Annotated in this window: 14 protein-coding genes; 11 read left to right on the top strand and 3 right to left on the bottom strand. The window is 37.9% G+C overall.

What is annotated here, in order from left to right; all coding sequences use genetic code 11:
• Positions 1–16: 16 nt before the first annotated feature.
• Complete coding sequence (locus tag AC1RFD_RS16710) at positions 17–1,165, bottom strand: acyl-CoA dehydrogenase family protein (RefSeq protein WP_288582871.1); 1,149 nt, start codon at positions 1,163–1,165, stop codon at positions 17–19.
• A 309-nt stretch (positions 1,166–1,474) separates the two neighbouring features.
• Between AC1RFD_RS16710 and AC1RFD_RS16705 the strand changes: the two genes are divergently transcribed.
• The 4 genes from AC1RFD_RS16705 to AC1RFD_RS16690 all read left to right on the top strand — a co-directional run bounded on the left by AC1RFD_RS16705 (position 1,475) and on the right by AC1RFD_RS16690 (position 6,260).
• A complete protein-coding gene (locus AC1RFD_RS16705; RefSeq protein ID WP_288582869.1) occupies positions 1,475–2,554 on the top strand; it encodes a metallophosphoesterase in 1,080 nt (359 codons plus the stop codon).
• A 104-nt stretch (positions 2,555–2,658) separates the two neighbouring features.
• Positions 2,659–3,495, top strand: coding sequence for an undecaprenyl-diphosphate phosphatase (locus AC1RFD_RS16700; protein WP_175400802.1), 837 nt, complete (start codon positions 2,659–2,661; stop codon positions 3,493–3,495).
• Positions 3,496–3,789: 294 nt separating this feature from the next.
• The gene (locus AC1RFD_RS16695; RefSeq protein ID WP_288583048.1) at positions 3,790–5,082 is read left to right on the top strand and encodes a globin-coupled sensor protein; all 1,293 of its coding nucleotides are present in this window, start codon (positions 3,790–3,792) and stop codon (positions 5,080–5,082) included.
• Positions 5,083–5,297: 215 nt separating this feature from the next.
• On the top strand, positions 5,298–6,260 hold the full coding sequence (locus AC1RFD_RS16690) for a 2-hydroxyacid dehydrogenase (protein WP_004229713.1): 963 nt from the start codon (positions 5,298–5,300) through the stop codon (positions 6,258–6,260).
• 38 nt (positions 6,261–6,298) lie between these two features.
• On the opposite strand, the gene AC1RFD_RS16685 is transcribed toward AC1RFD_RS16690, so the two are convergent.
• Positions 6,299–7,099, bottom strand: coding sequence for a TIGR00266 family protein (locus AC1RFD_RS16685; protein WP_004229711.1), 801 nt, complete (start codon positions 7,097–7,099; stop codon positions 6,299–6,301).
• Positions 7,100–7,500: 401 nt separating this feature from the next.
• Here AC1RFD_RS16685 and AC1RFD_RS16680 point away from each other — a divergent pair, with 401 nt between their 5' ends.
• The 5 genes from AC1RFD_RS16680 (at position 7,501) to AC1RFD_RS16660 (ending at position 13,786) form a co-directional block, all read left to right on the top strand.
• The gene (locus tag AC1RFD_RS16680; RefSeq protein ID WP_288583045.1) at positions 7,501–7,656 is read left to right on the top strand and encodes a hypothetical protein; all 156 of its coding nucleotides are present in this window, start codon (positions 7,501–7,503) and stop codon (positions 7,654–7,656) included.
• A 22-nt stretch (positions 7,657–7,678) separates the two neighbouring features.
• The gene (locus AC1RFD_RS16675; RefSeq protein WP_004229708.1) at positions 7,679–9,157 is read left to right on the top strand and encodes an aldehyde dehydrogenase family protein; all 1,479 of its coding nucleotides are present in this window, start codon (positions 7,679–7,681) and stop codon (positions 9,155–9,157) included.
• Positions 9,158–9,183: 26 nt separating this feature from the next.
• Positions 9,184–10,356 carry a saccharopine dehydrogenase family protein gene (locus AC1RFD_RS16670; RefSeq protein ID WP_054549077.1) on the top strand — a complete coding sequence of 391 codons (1,173 nt, stop codon included), beginning with the start codon at positions 9,184–9,186 and terminating at the stop codon, positions 10,354–10,356.
• 9 nt (positions 10,357–10,365) lie between these two features.
• Positions 10,366–11,559, top strand: coding sequence for an acyl-CoA dehydrogenase family protein (locus AC1RFD_RS16665; protein WP_048393298.1), 1,194 nt, complete (start codon positions 10,366–10,368; stop codon positions 11,557–11,559).
• Positions 11,560–11,686: 127 nt separating this feature from the next.
• The gene (locus AC1RFD_RS16660; protein ID WP_492475101.1) at positions 11,687–13,786 is read left to right on the top strand and encodes a beta-propeller domain-containing protein; all 2,100 of its coding nucleotides are present in this window, start codon (positions 11,687–11,689) and stop codon (positions 13,784–13,786) included.
• A 428-nt stretch (positions 13,787–14,214) separates the two neighbouring features.
• Here AC1RFD_RS16660 and AC1RFD_RS16655 read toward each other — a convergent pair whose 3' ends face one another.
• Positions 14,215–15,624 (bottom strand): polysaccharide deacetylase family protein, encoded by a 1,410-nt coding sequence (locus AC1RFD_RS16655; RefSeq protein ID WP_048393300.1) that lies wholly within the window; start codon positions 15,622–15,624, stop codon positions 14,215–14,217.
• A 338-nt stretch (positions 15,625–15,962) separates the two neighbouring features.
• On the opposite strand from AC1RFD_RS16655, the gene AC1RFD_RS16650 reads away from it, so the two are divergent.
• Both AC1RFD_RS16650 and AC1RFD_RS16645 read left to right on the top strand, forming a co-directional pair.
• Complete coding sequence (locus AC1RFD_RS16650) at positions 15,963–16,715, top strand: threonine/serine exporter family protein (RefSeq protein WP_288583040.1); 753 nt, start codon at positions 15,963–15,965, stop codon at positions 16,713–16,715.
• 12 nt (positions 16,716–16,727) lie between these two features.
• Complete coding sequence (locus tag AC1RFD_RS16645; RefSeq protein ID WP_081010948.1) at positions 16,728–17,204, top strand: threonine/serine exporter family protein; 477 nt, start codon at positions 16,728–16,730, stop codon at positions 17,202–17,204.
• Positions 17,205–17,240: the final 36 nt, after the last annotated feature.

The following is a 17,240-nucleotide window of genomic DNA, read 5'->3' as shown; positions in this document are numbered from 1 at the left end:
TCTGCCGCCTTTTTTATTATAGGCCTAAATTTTTGGCGATAATAACCTTCATGACTTCATTAGTACCAGCATAGATCGACATAACAGGTATATCTCTATATCTTCTAGCAATCTTATATTCCTCCATATAGCCATAGCCACCATGCAATTGCATACATTGCGTAGCAAGGTCACGTGCATTTTCGGTAATCCAGTATTTTGCCATAGAAACTTTTGTCACAACATCATTGCCTGCAATATGCTCTTCAATCAATGATTCTAAAAAGGATTTACCAAGCTCGATTTTAGTAGCCATTTCAGCTATTTTAAATTGTGTATTTTGGAAGTCACCAATTGTTTTGCCAAAAGCCTGACGTGATTTCACATAGTCCAGCGTTAGTGTAAGCATATCCTCAGCGGCTGTTTGTGCGGCAATCGCTACTGCTAATCGCTCTTGCTGCAGTTTTTCCATCATATAATGAAAGCCCTTGCCTTCTTCGCCAAGTAGATTTTGAACAGGCACTCGACAATCTTCAAAATAGAGTTCAGCTGTATCTTGGGCATGCATACCAACTTTTTCGAGCTGTCTTCCTTTTGTAAAGCCAGGTGTGCCCTCGTCAATAACAAGTAGGCTAATGCCACGATGTTTTTTCTCAGCCTGAGGATTTGTTTTTACTGCGACAACCGCTAAGTTTGTATGGATGCCATTTGTTATAAAGGTTTTTTGACCATTTACAATATAATGGTCCCCATCGCGAATGGCTGACGTTTTGATATTAGCCAAGTCTGATCCTGTACCTGGCTCCGTCATTGCAATAGCTGTTATATAGTCGCCTGTAACACATTTTGGCAGCCAACGAGATTTTTGTTCGTGTGTCCCATATGCTTCGATATATGGGACAACAATATCATTATGCAGGCCAACCCCGATAAGACTTGAGCCTATACGTTCAAGTTCTTCTTGTATGATGACGCCAAAGCTGAAATCCAAGCCCAGCCCGCCATATTGTTCTTCTACTTGTGGACAAAGATAGCCCATATCGCCAAGCTTACGCCAAAAAGAAAGCGGAATAAGATGATCCTTTTCCCACTGTGCATAATGCGGTTCAGCTTCTTCAGCTAAAAACTTACGAAAGGTTTTGCGAAATAATTCATGCTCCGTTGTTTCAAATTTATAACGTGTCATTTGAAATAGCACCCCTTTTTCTTCGTAAATACGCGAATTTGCTCGTTCATCTACTATGTTACTGGAAGGAATGTGAAAATAAAAGTAGCGTTTAGTATGTAAATGACGAAAATGTCATCTATATACAGTGAAATGTCATGTAAAACGAGAGTAACGAATGAAATGAAAAGGTAAACTTAAATTTGTCATAGAATAAAGGGACAAGTTCCTACTTTCTTTAGAAGATTATTCAAGTGCTTTAAGCAATATGATTGATAAGTATAATGGTATAATCAATTAAATTATAGAAAGAAAGTAGAGGACTTGGTTATGCCAAAAGTAATCGGCGCTGTTCTTTTAATTAGTATTTATAGTGCTTTGACTTTCTATTTAGGGTGGGGAGTAAAGCAGTGGCTTGTAGCAATGGGGTGGTTTCGTTTTCCAGTATTATTTTGGATCGTGCTATATATGGTTGCTTTTAGTATTATAATCGGAAGATTACACGAGTCATTACGAGTGTTTTCTGTAATCGGTAATTATTGGATGTTTATCTTTGAATATGGCTTATTGCTATGTCTAGTTGCACAATGCATTATTTGGCTTACACCTTTTAAAAACGTGCAAATAATAGGTAGTATAGCAGTAGCAATCCTATTCTTGTTAAGTATCATTGGCTCCTATTTAGCCTACTCTCCAGTTGTTCGTCATTTAGAAATAACTGTTGATAAACAAGATAGTGACTTAAACACACTAAGAGCAGTTGTAGCATCTGATTTTCACTTAGGTGTTTTATCACATAAACGACATTTACAACGTTTTGTCAGCTTAGCTAATGAAGCACAACCAGATATTGTGTTGTTAGCTGGGGATATTGTGGACGATGACCCTAAATGGTTTGTTCAAGAGGGTATGGCAGATGTCATGAAACAATTAACATCTACATATGGAACATATGGTATATTAGGTAACCATGAATATTATGGCAAAAAAATTCCTGAATTTATTAAGGAAATGGAAAATGCCAATGTGAAAATGCTCCTAGATGAAACAATTCTTGTAGAAGATGCGTTTATATTAACAGGGCAAGAGGACAGAACGAATAAAGAAAGAAAACCACTTAAGGTGCTAAAGCCTTCTGCTAATTTACCATGGCTTGTAATGAATCATACACCTGACGATTTAAACACGCCTTCCCAAATGGGCGTTGATTTACATATGTCTGGTCATACACACAAGGGACAGCTGTGGCCGAATCAGTATATAACAGCTCGTGTATTTGAACTGGATTATGGTTATAAGTTGAAGGAACAGATGCATACACTTGTTTCATCAGGCTATGGCTTCTGGGGCCCACCGATGCGAATTGGCAGTAGATCAGAGCTTTGGGTAGTAGATATAACATTTAAATAGTATGTGATAATCTAACAATCGGCTTCTTAGGTGAAAAGGCAGTAGTATATAAAAACGTAGTATTTTATAATAAGTGGGTATTTGATTAAAAAAGGTAAGGTGACATGGTGGAAATTATAGAGTTATTAAAAGCATTAATATTAGGCTTTGTCGAGGGTATGACAGAATTTGCACCAGTATCTTCTACGGGACATATGATTATCGTGGATGATATGTGGTTAAAGACTGAGGAGTTTTTAGGGAAATATCCTGCCAACACATTTAAAATTGTTGTACAACTTGGTTCCATATTAGCGGTTATCGTAGTTATGTGGAAACGTATGCTAAGCTTAGTTGGTTTATATAAAATTGAAGGTCAAGCTAAGTCCATAAATGGCCGCTTTAACTTATTGCATGTTATTGTTGGTATGCTACCAGCAGTTGTCTTAGGTTTTGCATTCAAGGATTTTATTGACGATCATCTTTTTAAAGTAGAGCATGTTGTTTATGCACTAGTGGCAGGAGCAATTCTGATGATTGCTGCAGATAAGTTGGCACCGAGAAAACCAAAAGTTGATTCTTTAGATAAGATTTCTTATGGTTTAGCATTTAAGGTAGGACTTGTACAATGCCTATCACTATGGCCAGGTTTTTCTCGTTCAGGTGCAACGATTTCGGGTGGGGTACTATTTGGTATGAGTCACCGTGTTGCAGCCGATTTTACATTCATTATGGCTGTGCCAATCATGGCAGGAGCTAGCCTCGTATCCGTTTTGAAAAACTGGGATACTTTATCAATGGACTATTTTGGCTTTTATGCTGTAGGATTCATTAGTTCGTTCGTCTTTGCATTATTGTCCATTAAGTTTTTCTTAGCGCTTATTTCAAAGGTAAAATTAATGCCTTTTGCCATTTATCGTTTAGTTTTAGCCGCAGTTCTTTGCGTTATCATTTTCATGTAAACAATAAGTCACGCTTCTTCTTCAAGAAGCAGTGGCTTTTTTTGCGTTAAGATTATTGAATCATATATCCATTTTTTCGATAAATTGAGAGAAAATGAGTATAAAGAATCATGATAAAGCATAAATTAATAGCGGATTATAATAATATTAGACAACATTTACCTACATATTGTTCATTTAGATGTTTTGAGATTATAATTGATACATAAAGTGTCTAATTATTTGTTGTTTTTTTATAAAAAGTAGGAATATAGACTTATTAAGATATATGATTAAATATATGAGGTGGAGAAAATGTTTCAACTTATCAATAGATCTAAGAAAAATACAATTGAAATAAGCAATGAAACAACAATCGGTATTTTTATAGAAGATCCAGACCGTTTACTACAATTAAATCTTGTAGGGTTAAGTGTGCATGATCTTCAGCTGATTAATAGTTTAAAACCATATGTAGAAAGAAATGTAGTAGAAGTTGTAGCGGCATTTTATCATGCAATAGAAAGTGTTCCTGCCTTACAAAAGGTCATTCAATCACATAGCTCCAGCGAACGTTTACGTCAGACATTACGTCACCATATTATTGAAATGTTTGAGGGACGAATAGATGAAGCCTTTTTAGAGAAGCGAAGACGTGTGGCAAAAATGCATGTAAAGATTAATTTATATCCGAAATGGTATTTAGCTGCATTTCAAATACTTGAGAAATCACTTCGCAAAATAGTCTATGAACTACGATTACCAAAGGGCGAAGAAGAGAAGTTTTGTGATGCTATCAGTAAAATATGTAATTTTGAACAACAAATCGTTTTAGAAGAATATGATAGCTATGCAAGTATACTAATTGAAACACAACGTAATAATGTTAGGGACCATGTAAAGGATGTTATAGGCGGAATTTCTACACAATTAGAGGTTCAATCACAAACTACAACTGAAACAGTAACAGAACTTGTATATAGCGCAAAGCGTGTCAACGCTTCTTTGAAGGAAAGTATGTATGAAGCAGAATCAATGCAAAAAGTGTCTAATGAAGGCTATACTAAAATAATATCTATTAATGAACAAACAGGGAAGATTCATCATAAGACCGTTGAAATGGCAAATATGGTGGAGCAATTAGATGCATCCTCTTCGAAAATAAATGCCGTTGTAGAAATTGTGAAAAGTATTTCTGGGCAAACAAATTTACTTGCGTTAAACTCTGCAATTGAGGCGGCACGTGCCGGTGAGCATGGTAAAGGCTTTGCAGTTGTTGCAAACGAAGTACGCAAGCTTGCGGATCAAACGAAAAGCTCTGTTGAACAGATTGCTGAGTTAATCATGACGTCAAATGGTATCACAACACAAGTTGTACAAGCAATTCAGAACATACAGGAACTTGTAAATAGTAGTATCGAACGTAATGCTGAATCTCTAAAAGCTTTTGATGCGATTTCGGGTTCTGTAGAAGTTTCGATCTCAAATTTCCAAAAAGTCGATAATCAAGTATCTGAATTAGCTACTATTATTGAATCGATTGGTGAATCTTCGGAAGAATTAGCGAAGGTGGCTAATCGCTTAAATACAACAATAAGAGAGTTTTAAAAGAAATATAGCTATGCATACTATCTATGCATAGTTTTTTAGTATGTGAATTAGGATAAAAGGTCTTATTTTATGGATAAATCAACTAAGAGGCTGCTAAATTAGCTAATAGCAAATTTTATAGAAAGAGGAAGATTACAAAACCCTAGAAAATGCTTGTTTTAAGTGTTACGCTATAGGCGAATTAGGGAATTGAGTAGAGGGGTGTTTGGAGCATGAAAAAGAAATTATTTATAACACGTAAGTTTCCTACACATATTGTTGAACTGCTACAGGAGTTTTATGAAATCTCACAATGGGATGAGGAAGAAATTGTGATTCCACGTGAAAAATTGCTCGCAGCTGTCGCTGACTGTGAGGTACTGTGGGTAACGATAGCTGACCAAGTAGATGAAGAATTACTTTCGCATGCACCCAACTTAAAATTAGTTACGAATTTAGCAGTTGGATATAATAATATTGATGTGAAGGCTTTAAAAAAACGAGGCATTATGGCGACAAATACGCCTGGAGTTTTAACTAATACAACTGCGGATTTAGTATTTGGCTTACTGCTTGCAACTGCTCGTAGAATTCCAGAAAGTGAAAGATATTTACGTGAGGGCAAATGGAAAAGCTGGTATCCAATGCAACTGGTTGGCAAGGATGTTTCAGGAGCCACAATTGGCATTATTGGCATGGGGAGAATTGGCCAAGCTGTTGCTAGAAGAGCAAAAGGGTTTGATATGAAAATCTTGTATAATAATCGCAGACGTCGTCATGAAGCAGAAGAAATGTATGGCTTCCAGTATGTTTCGCTGGAGGATCTATTAAAGCAATCTGATTTTGTTGTGATTATGACACCTTATAATAGTGATACGGAAGGACTCATTGGTGCAAAGGAACTTGCTTTGATGAAAGAAGATGCGGTATTAATTAATGCCTCACGTGGTGGAATTATTGATGAGGATGCGCTATACGATGTTCTTAAAAATGGGAAGCTTTGGGCTGCAGGACTAGATGTGTTTGAACAAGAGCCGATTGCGATGGATCATCCCTTATTAACACTTCCAAATGTAGTAGCTCTGCCACATATCGGTAGCGCGTCATTAGAAACGAGAACGGCTATGCTAATGTTAAATGTAAAAGCTTTGACTGCTTATGGACAAGGCAAGGCAATATCCAATCGAATTGATTAAAAAGAGGAGCATATCGGTGAAAGATATGCTCCATTTTTTTATCTATTGAATAAATCGAATAAGCCGCCGATACCGCCTTCACCTTTAGATTGACCGCCTCCACCTTGCGAAATAGGGGCAGCTGCAAAGACACGACTGGCTAAACGGCTAAATGGTAATGATTGTACCCACACTGTTCCAGGACCACGTAATGTAGCAAAGAAGATTCCTTCGCCTCCAAACAGGGCTGTTTTTACGCCTCCAACCATTTCAATATCGTAATCCACATTGGATGTCATTGCTACAAGACATCCTGTATCCACACGTAAAACTTCACCCGGTTGTAATGTTTTTTCATGAATGGCTCCTCCTGCATGAACAAATGCCATGCCGTCACCTTCTAGCTTTTGCATAATGAAGCCCTCACCACCGAAGAAGCCTACTCCAATTTTTTTCTGAAATTCAACGCCTACAGAGACCCCTTTAGCAGCAGCTAAGAATGCATCTTTTTGACAGATAATTTTACCGTTTAATTGGCTTAAATCCATCGGAATAATCTTCCCTGGGTATGGTGATGCGAAATAAACATGCTTCTTACCTGAGCCAACGTTTGTGAATGTTGTCATGAATAAACTCTCACCTGTTATTAGGCGTTTTCCGGCACCTAATAATTTACCCATTAGACCACTTTGTGAGCCACCTCGTGAGCCGTCACCAAAAATAGTTTCCATATGGATCGAATCATCCATCATCATTAACGCTCCTGCTTCTGCAACAACTGTTTCCTGAGGGTCAAGCTCAACTTGCACATATTGCATGTCGTCACCAAATAACTTGTAGTCAATTTCATGATTATTCATAAAGGGATTCCTCCAAAAATAAATTTAATGATATTGTATACGATTATAAGTTACATTGGTTTCAATAGAAAATTAAATATTTTAGAAAAAAAGGGAATTAGTTAGAAAATGTCGAATATAAAAAACTAGAATGTGTATTATTTATTTTCATTTAACTAAGGGTATTGTGAATATACATAACCTTAAGAGGCTTCTAAATTTAGAAGTCATCCTCTATATTGAGGTAAGGAAGTTAAGTGGAAATAAAGCCTCTGGCAGTTGTCACCGATTATTATTGAAATGCTAGTATTACAAGGTGTGGTGTATATTGAAAATTCGGAATTTTGACATATTTTATCTCCGCTCACTCCAAGATTCCTAATGAGACATTTTTTCTTTTGGTGGGGAGCAACTATTGATGTATGGAGATAAAGCCACTGGTAGCTGTCACGAATAGTGAAACGTGTAAGCACATTGCACTGCTCGGACGCAATTATTCCAAGGCGAAGTGGATTCTGGTTAAATTCATAGACTTATACCTATGGAATACGACTGGTACAACAGCTGAGGCATCATAGAGTATTTCAGGGGGTGTATGTAGTGGAGATTAAAAACTATATCGGTGGTAAATGGATCACACATTCACATTTACAAAGTATAGCAGTGACGAACCCTGCAAACGGTGAGCAGCTTGCTACCATTCCACGCTCTACTTCGAATGAGGTAGGCGAGGCTGTAGCTGTTGCTAAACAAGCACAAAAGAGCTGGGCACTTATACCAGCACCAAAACGTGCAGATTATTTATATGCCATCGGTCAAAAAATGAAAGAGAAAAAAGAACATTTGGCGACCGTTTTAACAAAAGAAATGGGCAAGGTCATTGAAGAGGCTAGAGGAGAAGTCCAAGAAGGAATTGATATGGCATACTATATGGCTGGTGAAGGACGTAGATTGTTTGGTGAAACAACACCGTCTGAGCTTGCCAATAAATTTGCTATGAGTGTAAGGGCACCTATAGGCGTTGTAGCACTCATTACACCTTGGAATTTCCCTGTTGCTATCGCCACATGGAAGTCATTTCCTGCCATTGTTGCAGGGAATACATTCATTTGGAAACCGTCTAATGAGACTCCAATGATGGCCTATGAAATGGGTAAAATCTTTGAGGAAGTAGGCTTACCAGATGGTGTCGCTAATATCGTATTTGGTACAGGACCTACAGTAGGCACAGCATTAATTGAACATCCTGACGTCAAGGTTATTTCTTTTACAGGTTCTACAACAACGGGCAGTAAAGTAGCTGAGCTTGGCGGGAAGCATTTGAAAAAGGTTTCTTTAGAGATGGGTGGCAAAAATGCTGTTATTGTCATGAATGATGCTGATTTACAGCTAGCTACAGAAGGGATTTTATGGAGCGCATTTGGTACTGCTGGGCAAAGGTGTACAGCATGTAGTCGAGTCATTGTGCATAAAGATGTAAAAGAACAATTAGAGAAACGTCTCTTAGATGAAATGCAAAAGCTCACAATTGGGGATGGTCTAGATGAGGGAGTAAAAATCGGGCCAGTGATTAATAAAGCAGCATTGGAAAAAATTAATCACTATGTACAAATAGGTAAACAAGAGGGTGCTACATTATTAGCAGGTGGCAGGATACTAAATGAACCACCTTATGATAAAGGGTTCTATTATGAGCCAACATTGTTTACAAATGTGAAGCCTGACATGATTATTGCTCAAGAAGAAATCTTTGGTCCAGTCGTATCTCTAATTGAAGTGGCAAGTTTGGAAGAAGCAATTGAAGTAAATAATGGTGTGAAATTTGGCTTATCTAGCTCAATATTCTCCCAAGATGTCAATACAATTTTCCGCGCACAACGTGATTTAGATACAGGTATTGTTTATGTAAATGCTGGCACAACAGGTGCTGAAATCCATTTGCCATTCGGAGGTACTAAAGGGACAGGAAATGGACACCGTGATTCAGGTGTAGCAGCCCTAGATGTATACACAGAGTGGAAGAGTATTTATGTAGACTACAGCGGTAAATTACAAAGAGCACAAATCGATACAGAGTAACAGATCAACGAAAGGGGATGTTCTTGATGAAAGTTGTTGTATTAGGTGCAGGTTTAATGGGGAAAGAGGTAGCTCGTGATTTAATAAAAAACGATAAAGTGGAGCGTGTGTATTTAGGTGATATCGATGTAAAAGTTGCACAGGACTTTGTAGATACGCTAGATACAAATAAGGTAGAAGTGGTAGAGCTACACGCAGAACGTGACGATTCATTAATGAGTGTTATTTCGAAGGGGGATGTTGCCGTCAATGCATTGTTTTATTCGTTCAATGAACGAGTAGCAAGAGCAGCTATTGAGGCAGGCGTCCATTCCGTTGATTTAGGTGGTCATATCGGTGGCGTTACAGAGAAGATATTAGATTTACATGAGGAAGCAAAGGCAAAAGGTGTTACAATCATTCCTGACCTAGGTGTTGCTCCCGGTATGATCAATATTCTAGCGGGCTATGGTGCTTCAAAATTAGACGAAGTAGAATCTATTAAACTATTTGTTGGTGGTATTCCAACTGAGCCAAAGCCTCCGCTTCATTATACACGCGTGTTTTCTTTAGATGGCGTTTTCGATCATTATACTGAGCCTTCAAAAACGATTCAGAAGGGCAAGCTTCAAGAAGTTCCATCCCTATCAGGCGTTGAACCTATTTATTTTGATGATTTCGGTGTGCTTGAGGCATTTTATACATCTGGTGGTATCTCCACATTGTATAAGACATTCCCGAATGTCCGCACATTAGAATATAAAACCATCCGTTATAAAGGCCATGCTGAGAAATTTAAACTTTTAGCAGACTTAGGCTTCCTTGATTCTGCGAATAAGGTAGAAGTGGATAATCAAGAAGTGCCTGTTCGTGCAGTCGTACGAGAGGCACTCAAAAAGAAGCTTGAATTGGGCTCAAAACCTGATGCTGTATTGTTACGTGTTATTGTAGCAGGTGAAAAGGCCCAACAGCAGGTGACATATGAATATGAAATGGTTGTACGTAAAGATATGACAATTAATGAAACAGCTATGGCCCGTGCTACGGCAAATACGATTTCAGTTGTTGCTCAGATGATTGGTGCCGGTGTTATTACAGAGCATGGTGTATTCCCGCCTGAAGCAATTGTGCCAGGTGATACGTATATTGAAGAGATGGCTAAACGAGGTGTGGTCATTAAAGAGACATCACATAAGTCTGCTATGATTGTGAAATGGTAGGTGCTGACCATGAACTTTGAAATGTCCACTGAGCAGGAAATGCTAAGAAAAACAGTAAGACAGTTTGTTGATGAGGAAATCATTCCCTATATTGCAAAATGGGATGCTGAAGGTGGCTTTGATGCTAAAATTTGGTCCAGACTTGCTGAGCTTGGCTTAATGGGTGTTTGTGTTCCTGAACAATACGGAGGTAGTGGCATGGATTATAATGCACTTGCTATCGTATGTGAGGAGCTTGAACGGGGAGATACGGCATTTCGCACAGCCGTATCTGTTCATACAGGTTTAAATAGCATGACCTTAATGCAGTGGGGGACTGAAGAGCAAAAGCAGCGATACCTTGTTCCGCAAGCTAAAGGTGTACGGATTGGAGCTTTTGGTCTCACAGAACCAGGGGCTGGGTCTGATGTAGCTGCCATGTCAACAACTGCCGTCCGTGATGGAGATCATTATATCCTCAATGGGCAAAAAACGTGGATCTCTTTATGTGATATTGCAGACCACTTTATCGTATTTGCCTATACAGACAAATCGAAAAAACATCATGGAATTAGTGCGTTTATTGTAGAACGTTCCATGGCTGGCTTTACATCTAAAGCGATAAAAGGAAAATATGGTATTCGTGCTGGTAATACAGGTGAGCTCTTTTTTGAAGATTTACGCGTGCCAATTGAAAACCGACTTGGTGAAGAGGGCGAGGGTTTCAAAATTGCCATGTCTGCGCTAGATAATGGTCGATTTACAGTAGCAGCAGGTGCTGTTGGTTTGATCCAAGCTTGCATAGAGGCTAGTGTGAAATACTGTCATGAACGAGAGACATTTGGTAAACCTATTGGTGAGCATCAGCTTGTCGGACGAATGATTGCTAATATGGAAGCAGGCTATCAAATGAGTCGTCTCCTTGTCTATCGTGTTGGAGAATTGAAAAATAAAGGTGTTCGAAATACTCGAGAGACATCATTGGCAAAATGGCAGTCTTGTGATTTTGCGAATAAGGCTGCGGATGATGCGGTCCAAATTCATGGAGCCTATGGCTATTCAGACGAGTATCCAGTTGCCCGTTATTTAAGAAACTCCAAAGCACCAGTCATTTATGAAGGGACTCGCGAAATTCATACTATTATGCAGGCAGATTATGTATTGGGAAGACGACAAGATAAGCCATTAAAAAATATGTTACCTAAATGGCCATTTGAAGAATAGACGAGAGGGAAGTGTTTCCCTCTCGTTTTTTATTGTGCCTCAACTTACTTAGAAAATTTCAGAAAAATGTAACTTTCCTCTTTTTTACTAGTCTAATTAATAAACAAGTATATGAAGGAGAGGAAAAATGATGAAAAGTAAATGGTTCGCAATTATGCTGATTATCGTTCTAGCTATCGTGCCTGGAATTTTTACATTGATAGTGAATACAGATGTGACGGCAAAGGCGGCTAGCGCAAGTATGGCAACACAAAACTGGCAAGCATCTTTTTCAGTTGCTTTAAAGAAAAACAAAATAACTGAGGAATATGTCTATATCACTACGGAAAAAGGAAGCAAAGTACCTGCAACAATTGAATTGTTGGAAGATCAAAAAACGATAGTGGTGAAAAAGTTAGCACCAGGTAATTATCAATTGCATGTAAAAAAGGAGGCCTTTGCACAAGGCGGACTGAATGTAGCTTCACAGACAATTCCATTTACAATTATCGAGACATTAACAGCCGTTAAATCGGAGAAAGAGTTACAGCAGTATTTTAAAAAGTTGTTAACAACTCAAAGAGTAGAAATTAGAGAAGAAGAGAGCTTACAAAGTACAGCAAGTGAAGATAAAGCAACAGCTAATAATGAGTCTACAACTAATAATCAAGTAGAGGGGGTAGAAGAGGGTGACATTGTAGTGGTAAAAGATGACTTTATTTACACTGCAAAAGATCAGAGCATTACAGTGGTGAATGCTAAAGATCCTAAGAATTTAAAGATGGCTACAAGTATCAAATTAAAACATTCCCAATATATTTCTAAGCTTGCCCTATATGACAATCTATTAATTGCCATTGGGGATCAATATATTGAAAAAGCAGGCACAGCTATGGTAACAGCCTCAATTTATGATATTTCAAATCCAAGCAATCCAAAGCATGTACGTGATGTTGGGCAAGAAGGCTTCTTGCAGGATATTCGCATAACGAATGACACATTATATTTAATCGGTAATATGTATCCAAATTACTGGATGCTACAAGAAGACAATAAAACCGATTTAAAGCCTAAAACATTTGATAGTATGGCAGGAACAGAGTACCAAAGTCTGCCTTTAGAAAAAATCTCAATCTTACCAAATACGATGGATGGTACCTATAGTTTAATTACAGCTGTCGATTTAAAAAATGGAGCTAAGACAACTGCCAATACGAAAGGGTACTTAGGTGGAAGTAGTGGTCTTTATATGTCAGAGAATGCCCTGTATTTAACGACACCAATGTATGAAAGTAGTATTGATGTTTCATCAGAAAAGCGCGTTATGGATATGATTTGGTTACCGAGGTCAGCCGACACTCAAATTTTCAAGTGGGATGTAGATGGAACGACTTTGAACTTTGTCGGAAGTACGGAAGTAAAGGGAACTGTGTTAAATCAGTATTCAATGGATGAATATAAGGGGAACTTCCGGATCTTTACAACAGAAGGTAATACGTGGAATGAGAAAAGTACTTCCTATAACCATCTCTTTATTTTGGATGAACATTTAAAACCGCTTGGTGCAGTAAAAGATATGGCGCCTGGAGAAAAGATATATTCAGCTAGATTTATGGGAGAAAAAGCATATGTGGTGACATTTAAACAAGTGGATCCACTATTTGTCATTGATGTAGCGAATCCGAAAAAGCCTGCTGTACTAGGGGAATTGAAGATTCCTGGCTTCAGTAATTACCTACATCCATTAGATGATACGCATTTAATTGGTATTGGTTATGATACGGAGCAACGCTATGATTCGTATACGAAACGTAATTTTACTGTGACAACCAATATGAAGATGTCCCTATTCGATGTATCAGACTTCCGAAATCCGAAAGAACAATCAACCGTAAAAATTGGTGGGAAAGGTTCTTCCTCTGAAGTGCAATACAATCCTAAAGCGCTATTCCGCAATAAGGAATACAACTATTTTGGCTTCCCTGTAGTACTGTATGAGGCAGGTAAGGGAGACGAAGTTGTCTATCAAGGTCAAGGTGCTCAAATTTATGAAATTACTGCAGAGAAAGGGATAGTATTGAAAGGAAATATAATCAATCGTAATAATAATGAGTCCTATGAAAATTGGGAGCAAGTTGTACAACGTGTTGTCTATATAGATGATACGCTGTATACAATAGCGCGTAACGAGATAAAAAGCTATCAGTTAAATGACTTCAAGCCTTTAGATACATTAACAATAAAATAATAAGAAAAACAAAACAGTCAATTGAAAGGTATCAAGTAGCCTTCTACTCCAATCCTGTATCTTTAGCAACGGTTTTCAAATATAGTGAAGGTGTTCATTATTCTTTATGAAGAGGTGTTGTCACCCATCATCCTCTGATAATGGGCTATTTGATCGCTATGCTACTATGAAAAAGTAAAGACAATTTGCAGAATGGTTGATTGGAGTGGAGCCAGCGTCACTCCTAGGGGATTTAGCGTCACAGATGAGACCCTGGATGAACGTAGGTGAGTGAAGCGGCTCATCGGACGCTCTGGAAAGGACGCTGGCGGAACAGAAGTCAACCTCTCGCCTTGCAAAGTTGATTTTTCTGGCGTTGACATCATCTTTTTCAACCAAAAAGAAAGTCCAATGAATATGGAGAAATTCATTGGACTTTTTGTTTATTACTATTGTCGATATGGCAGTATCTCGGAAACAGTCACAAATTCATAGCCCTGCTCTTGTAAATAGGCAAGAACAGCGTCAAGTCCGTCTGCAGTGGATTGATGAATATCATGCATTAAGACAATGGCATTATTGTGTAAATTATTTTTTACGTGTGGCAATAGCTGCTGTGCATTTCGATGTTTCCAATCCAATGTATCAATTGTCCATAGCACAACAGGGATAGGAATCTCGGCATTAATTGTGTCATTAGTTGCACCGTATGGTGGTCTAAAAACTGTGGCACCTTGATTGATTGCCTTCTCAATTTCAGTGGCAGTCGTGTTATATTCTTTCATCACTTGTTCCTGCGTAAGCTTTGTTAAGACAGGGTGGTTCCACGAATGGTTTCCAATTTCATGACCGCGTGCAAGAACATCTTTTACGATGTCAGGATAGTATTGTACACGACTACCGAGCATGAAGAAAGTAGCCTTTGCGTGATACTTATCAAGAATATTTAAAATTTGCTCCGTCACTTTTGGATGTGGACCATCATCAAATGTTAAAGCAATACGTTTTTTATTCGGATCGCCAGTTGGTGGTGGATTAATTGGTTTTACATTTTCCATTGCGATTTGAAATTCGGAGGCTAACAAAGGGTTAATAAGCGAAAGGGGTAGTTTCACTATTGGGGTACCTGCTGCTCCACTAGCAATCTCATATTCATCGAAATAGATTTGTAATGAATCATCAACAATAGCAAAGCGATTGAAGTTAGACCATTTTGGTTCGGTAGCTTTTAATAGTTCATCGTTGAAAAGCTCATCCTTTAATTGGAGGTTTTTTTGCAAATCTTTTCGGACGTTTACAGCCAACGTAGATAAGTTATTCTCATCATTTTGTAAGAGCGTTTGGATTGTAATTTGTTCGCCCGTTTCGTTGTTAATGAAGAATGTTTTTGTGGAGACTTCGTGATTGGCTCCACCTACATATAGCATTTTTGTTAGCACAAAGGAATAGTAATGCTCTCGGTACGGAAAAGTTTCTAGACTAATATTTAATTCACCCATAGCATCTGTATCTTTATTTTTCTTCATCGATGTTAGATAGTTTTCTTTTGAATCCGATATGTATTGTAATACGGCATCATTAAAAACCTCGTTATCTGTTTGTGGGTAATGTATAGCAAATGGTGTTCGTTTGTCATTTGAAACGTCTGTAACAATACGTATGCCTGGAAACGCAGAACTTTCGGTCGATAAATGACTATTCACCGATTCCGTCTCGGATTCTTTTGAAGCACTAATCTTTTGAAACTTAAAGTCATCCTTTGAAAGGATAATAAAAAGTATAATAGTTGTTAAGGTCACAATAAGGCTAAGTAATAAGAAATCAATTATTGGACCGCGTCTTTTTCTGCGTTCCTGCATGGTTTTGGATACGCTCCCCTCTTTTTTTATTTTCTATACAATCAGACGTGCCAGTCATTAAAAAAGTTATACAAATCTAGAATCTTTTTATGTAATTATGTGGAAATTTATTAAGATCGCTTTTTCTTCAAGAATTAGCGAATTAATTGTAGTTGTACTTCTATTTAAGAGGTTGTAAAATACCTACTAAAATAGAAAAAACACATGCGTAATATTAGTGTAACTGTAAAAATAAATTGAAAGATAATCCATTGCTTAAGAAAAAATTTTCAGTTGAGTTTTTATTGGCAGTTCGTTAATATTGGCAAGGAACCTTTTGAAGGAGGCAGATAGCTGCAATGGTCTTACAAGATGCGGATAATGAACTTACGATTGACTGTTTATTGCTTGCAGGACGCATTATGATTGAAAGTGGTGCAGAAACATACCGCGTCGAGGATACGATGCTGCGTATGGCACATTCTCAAAATATGCCTAATGCTCAATGTTATGCCACGCCAACGGGCATCATTTTTTCGTTAGGCAAGACACAGCCAACAAGAATTACATCAATTCCCAGTAGGGTTACAGATTTGCAAAAAATCGCCTTGGTAAATTCAGTATCTCGTAGACTCACATCTCAAATCATAACATTAGAAGAAGCTTATGACGAGCTAAAGTCGATACAAAAAACAAATTATTTTTTACCAACTTATTTACAAGTTTTAGCAGCTGCGCTTGCTAGTGGGTGTTTCCTTATTATGTTTAAGGGTGGATGGTCGGATTTTCCGATTGCTTTTTTGGCAGGCGGGCTCGGTTTCCTAGTACTTGTATTCATTAATCATTTAACAAGGGTAAAGTTTTTTTCTGAATTTACTGCATCACTCGTCCTCGGCTTTGTTGCCTTCTTTGCAGTAAAGTATGGTTATGGTACTGAACTTGATAAAATTATTATTAGTTCCGTCATGCCACTAGTACCAGGTATTTTGATTACAAATGCTGTTCGTGATTTAATGGCAGGTCATTTTATGTCAGGGATGGCAAAGGGAGCAGAGGCCTTTTTAACAGCCTTTGCTATTGGTGCAGCAATCGCCGTCACACTAGGATTTTAGGAGGCGGATAATATGCAGATGATGGACATTATTATACAATTAATAGTTAGTTTTTTTGCGACAGCTGGGATTGCCATTATTTTTAATGTTCCTAGAAAAACACTACTTCATTGCGGACTCGTTGGGGTAATTGGCTGGATTATATACTATGTTCTAACAGAGCAAGGCATGGATGTTGTCAAAGCTTCTTTCTTTGGCTCATTTGTCATTGCCATCGTTGCTCATTTATATGCCCGACGCTTTAAAATACCCATGATTATTTTTATTGTTGGGGGAATTATACCATTAGTACCAGGGGGCATGGCTTATAATGCAATGAGAAATGTGGTAGAAGATGATTACTTACAAGGCTTGCAATATGGCTTAAAGGCATTTTTAATTACAGGTGCTATTGTTATTGGACTAGTTTTTGCAGAAGTAATTATCCAACTCATATTCCGCTCAGTTCGTTCCAGTAAAGTAAAATTACAAAAGGTTTATAAAAAATAGAAGGAGACTGCGTGCTAAATAAACGCAGCCTCCTTC

This window comes from Lysinibacillus sp. GW823-FHT02G10 (assembly GCF_058797135.1).
This window is presented reverse-complemented; position numbering and strand designations above follow the sequence as displayed.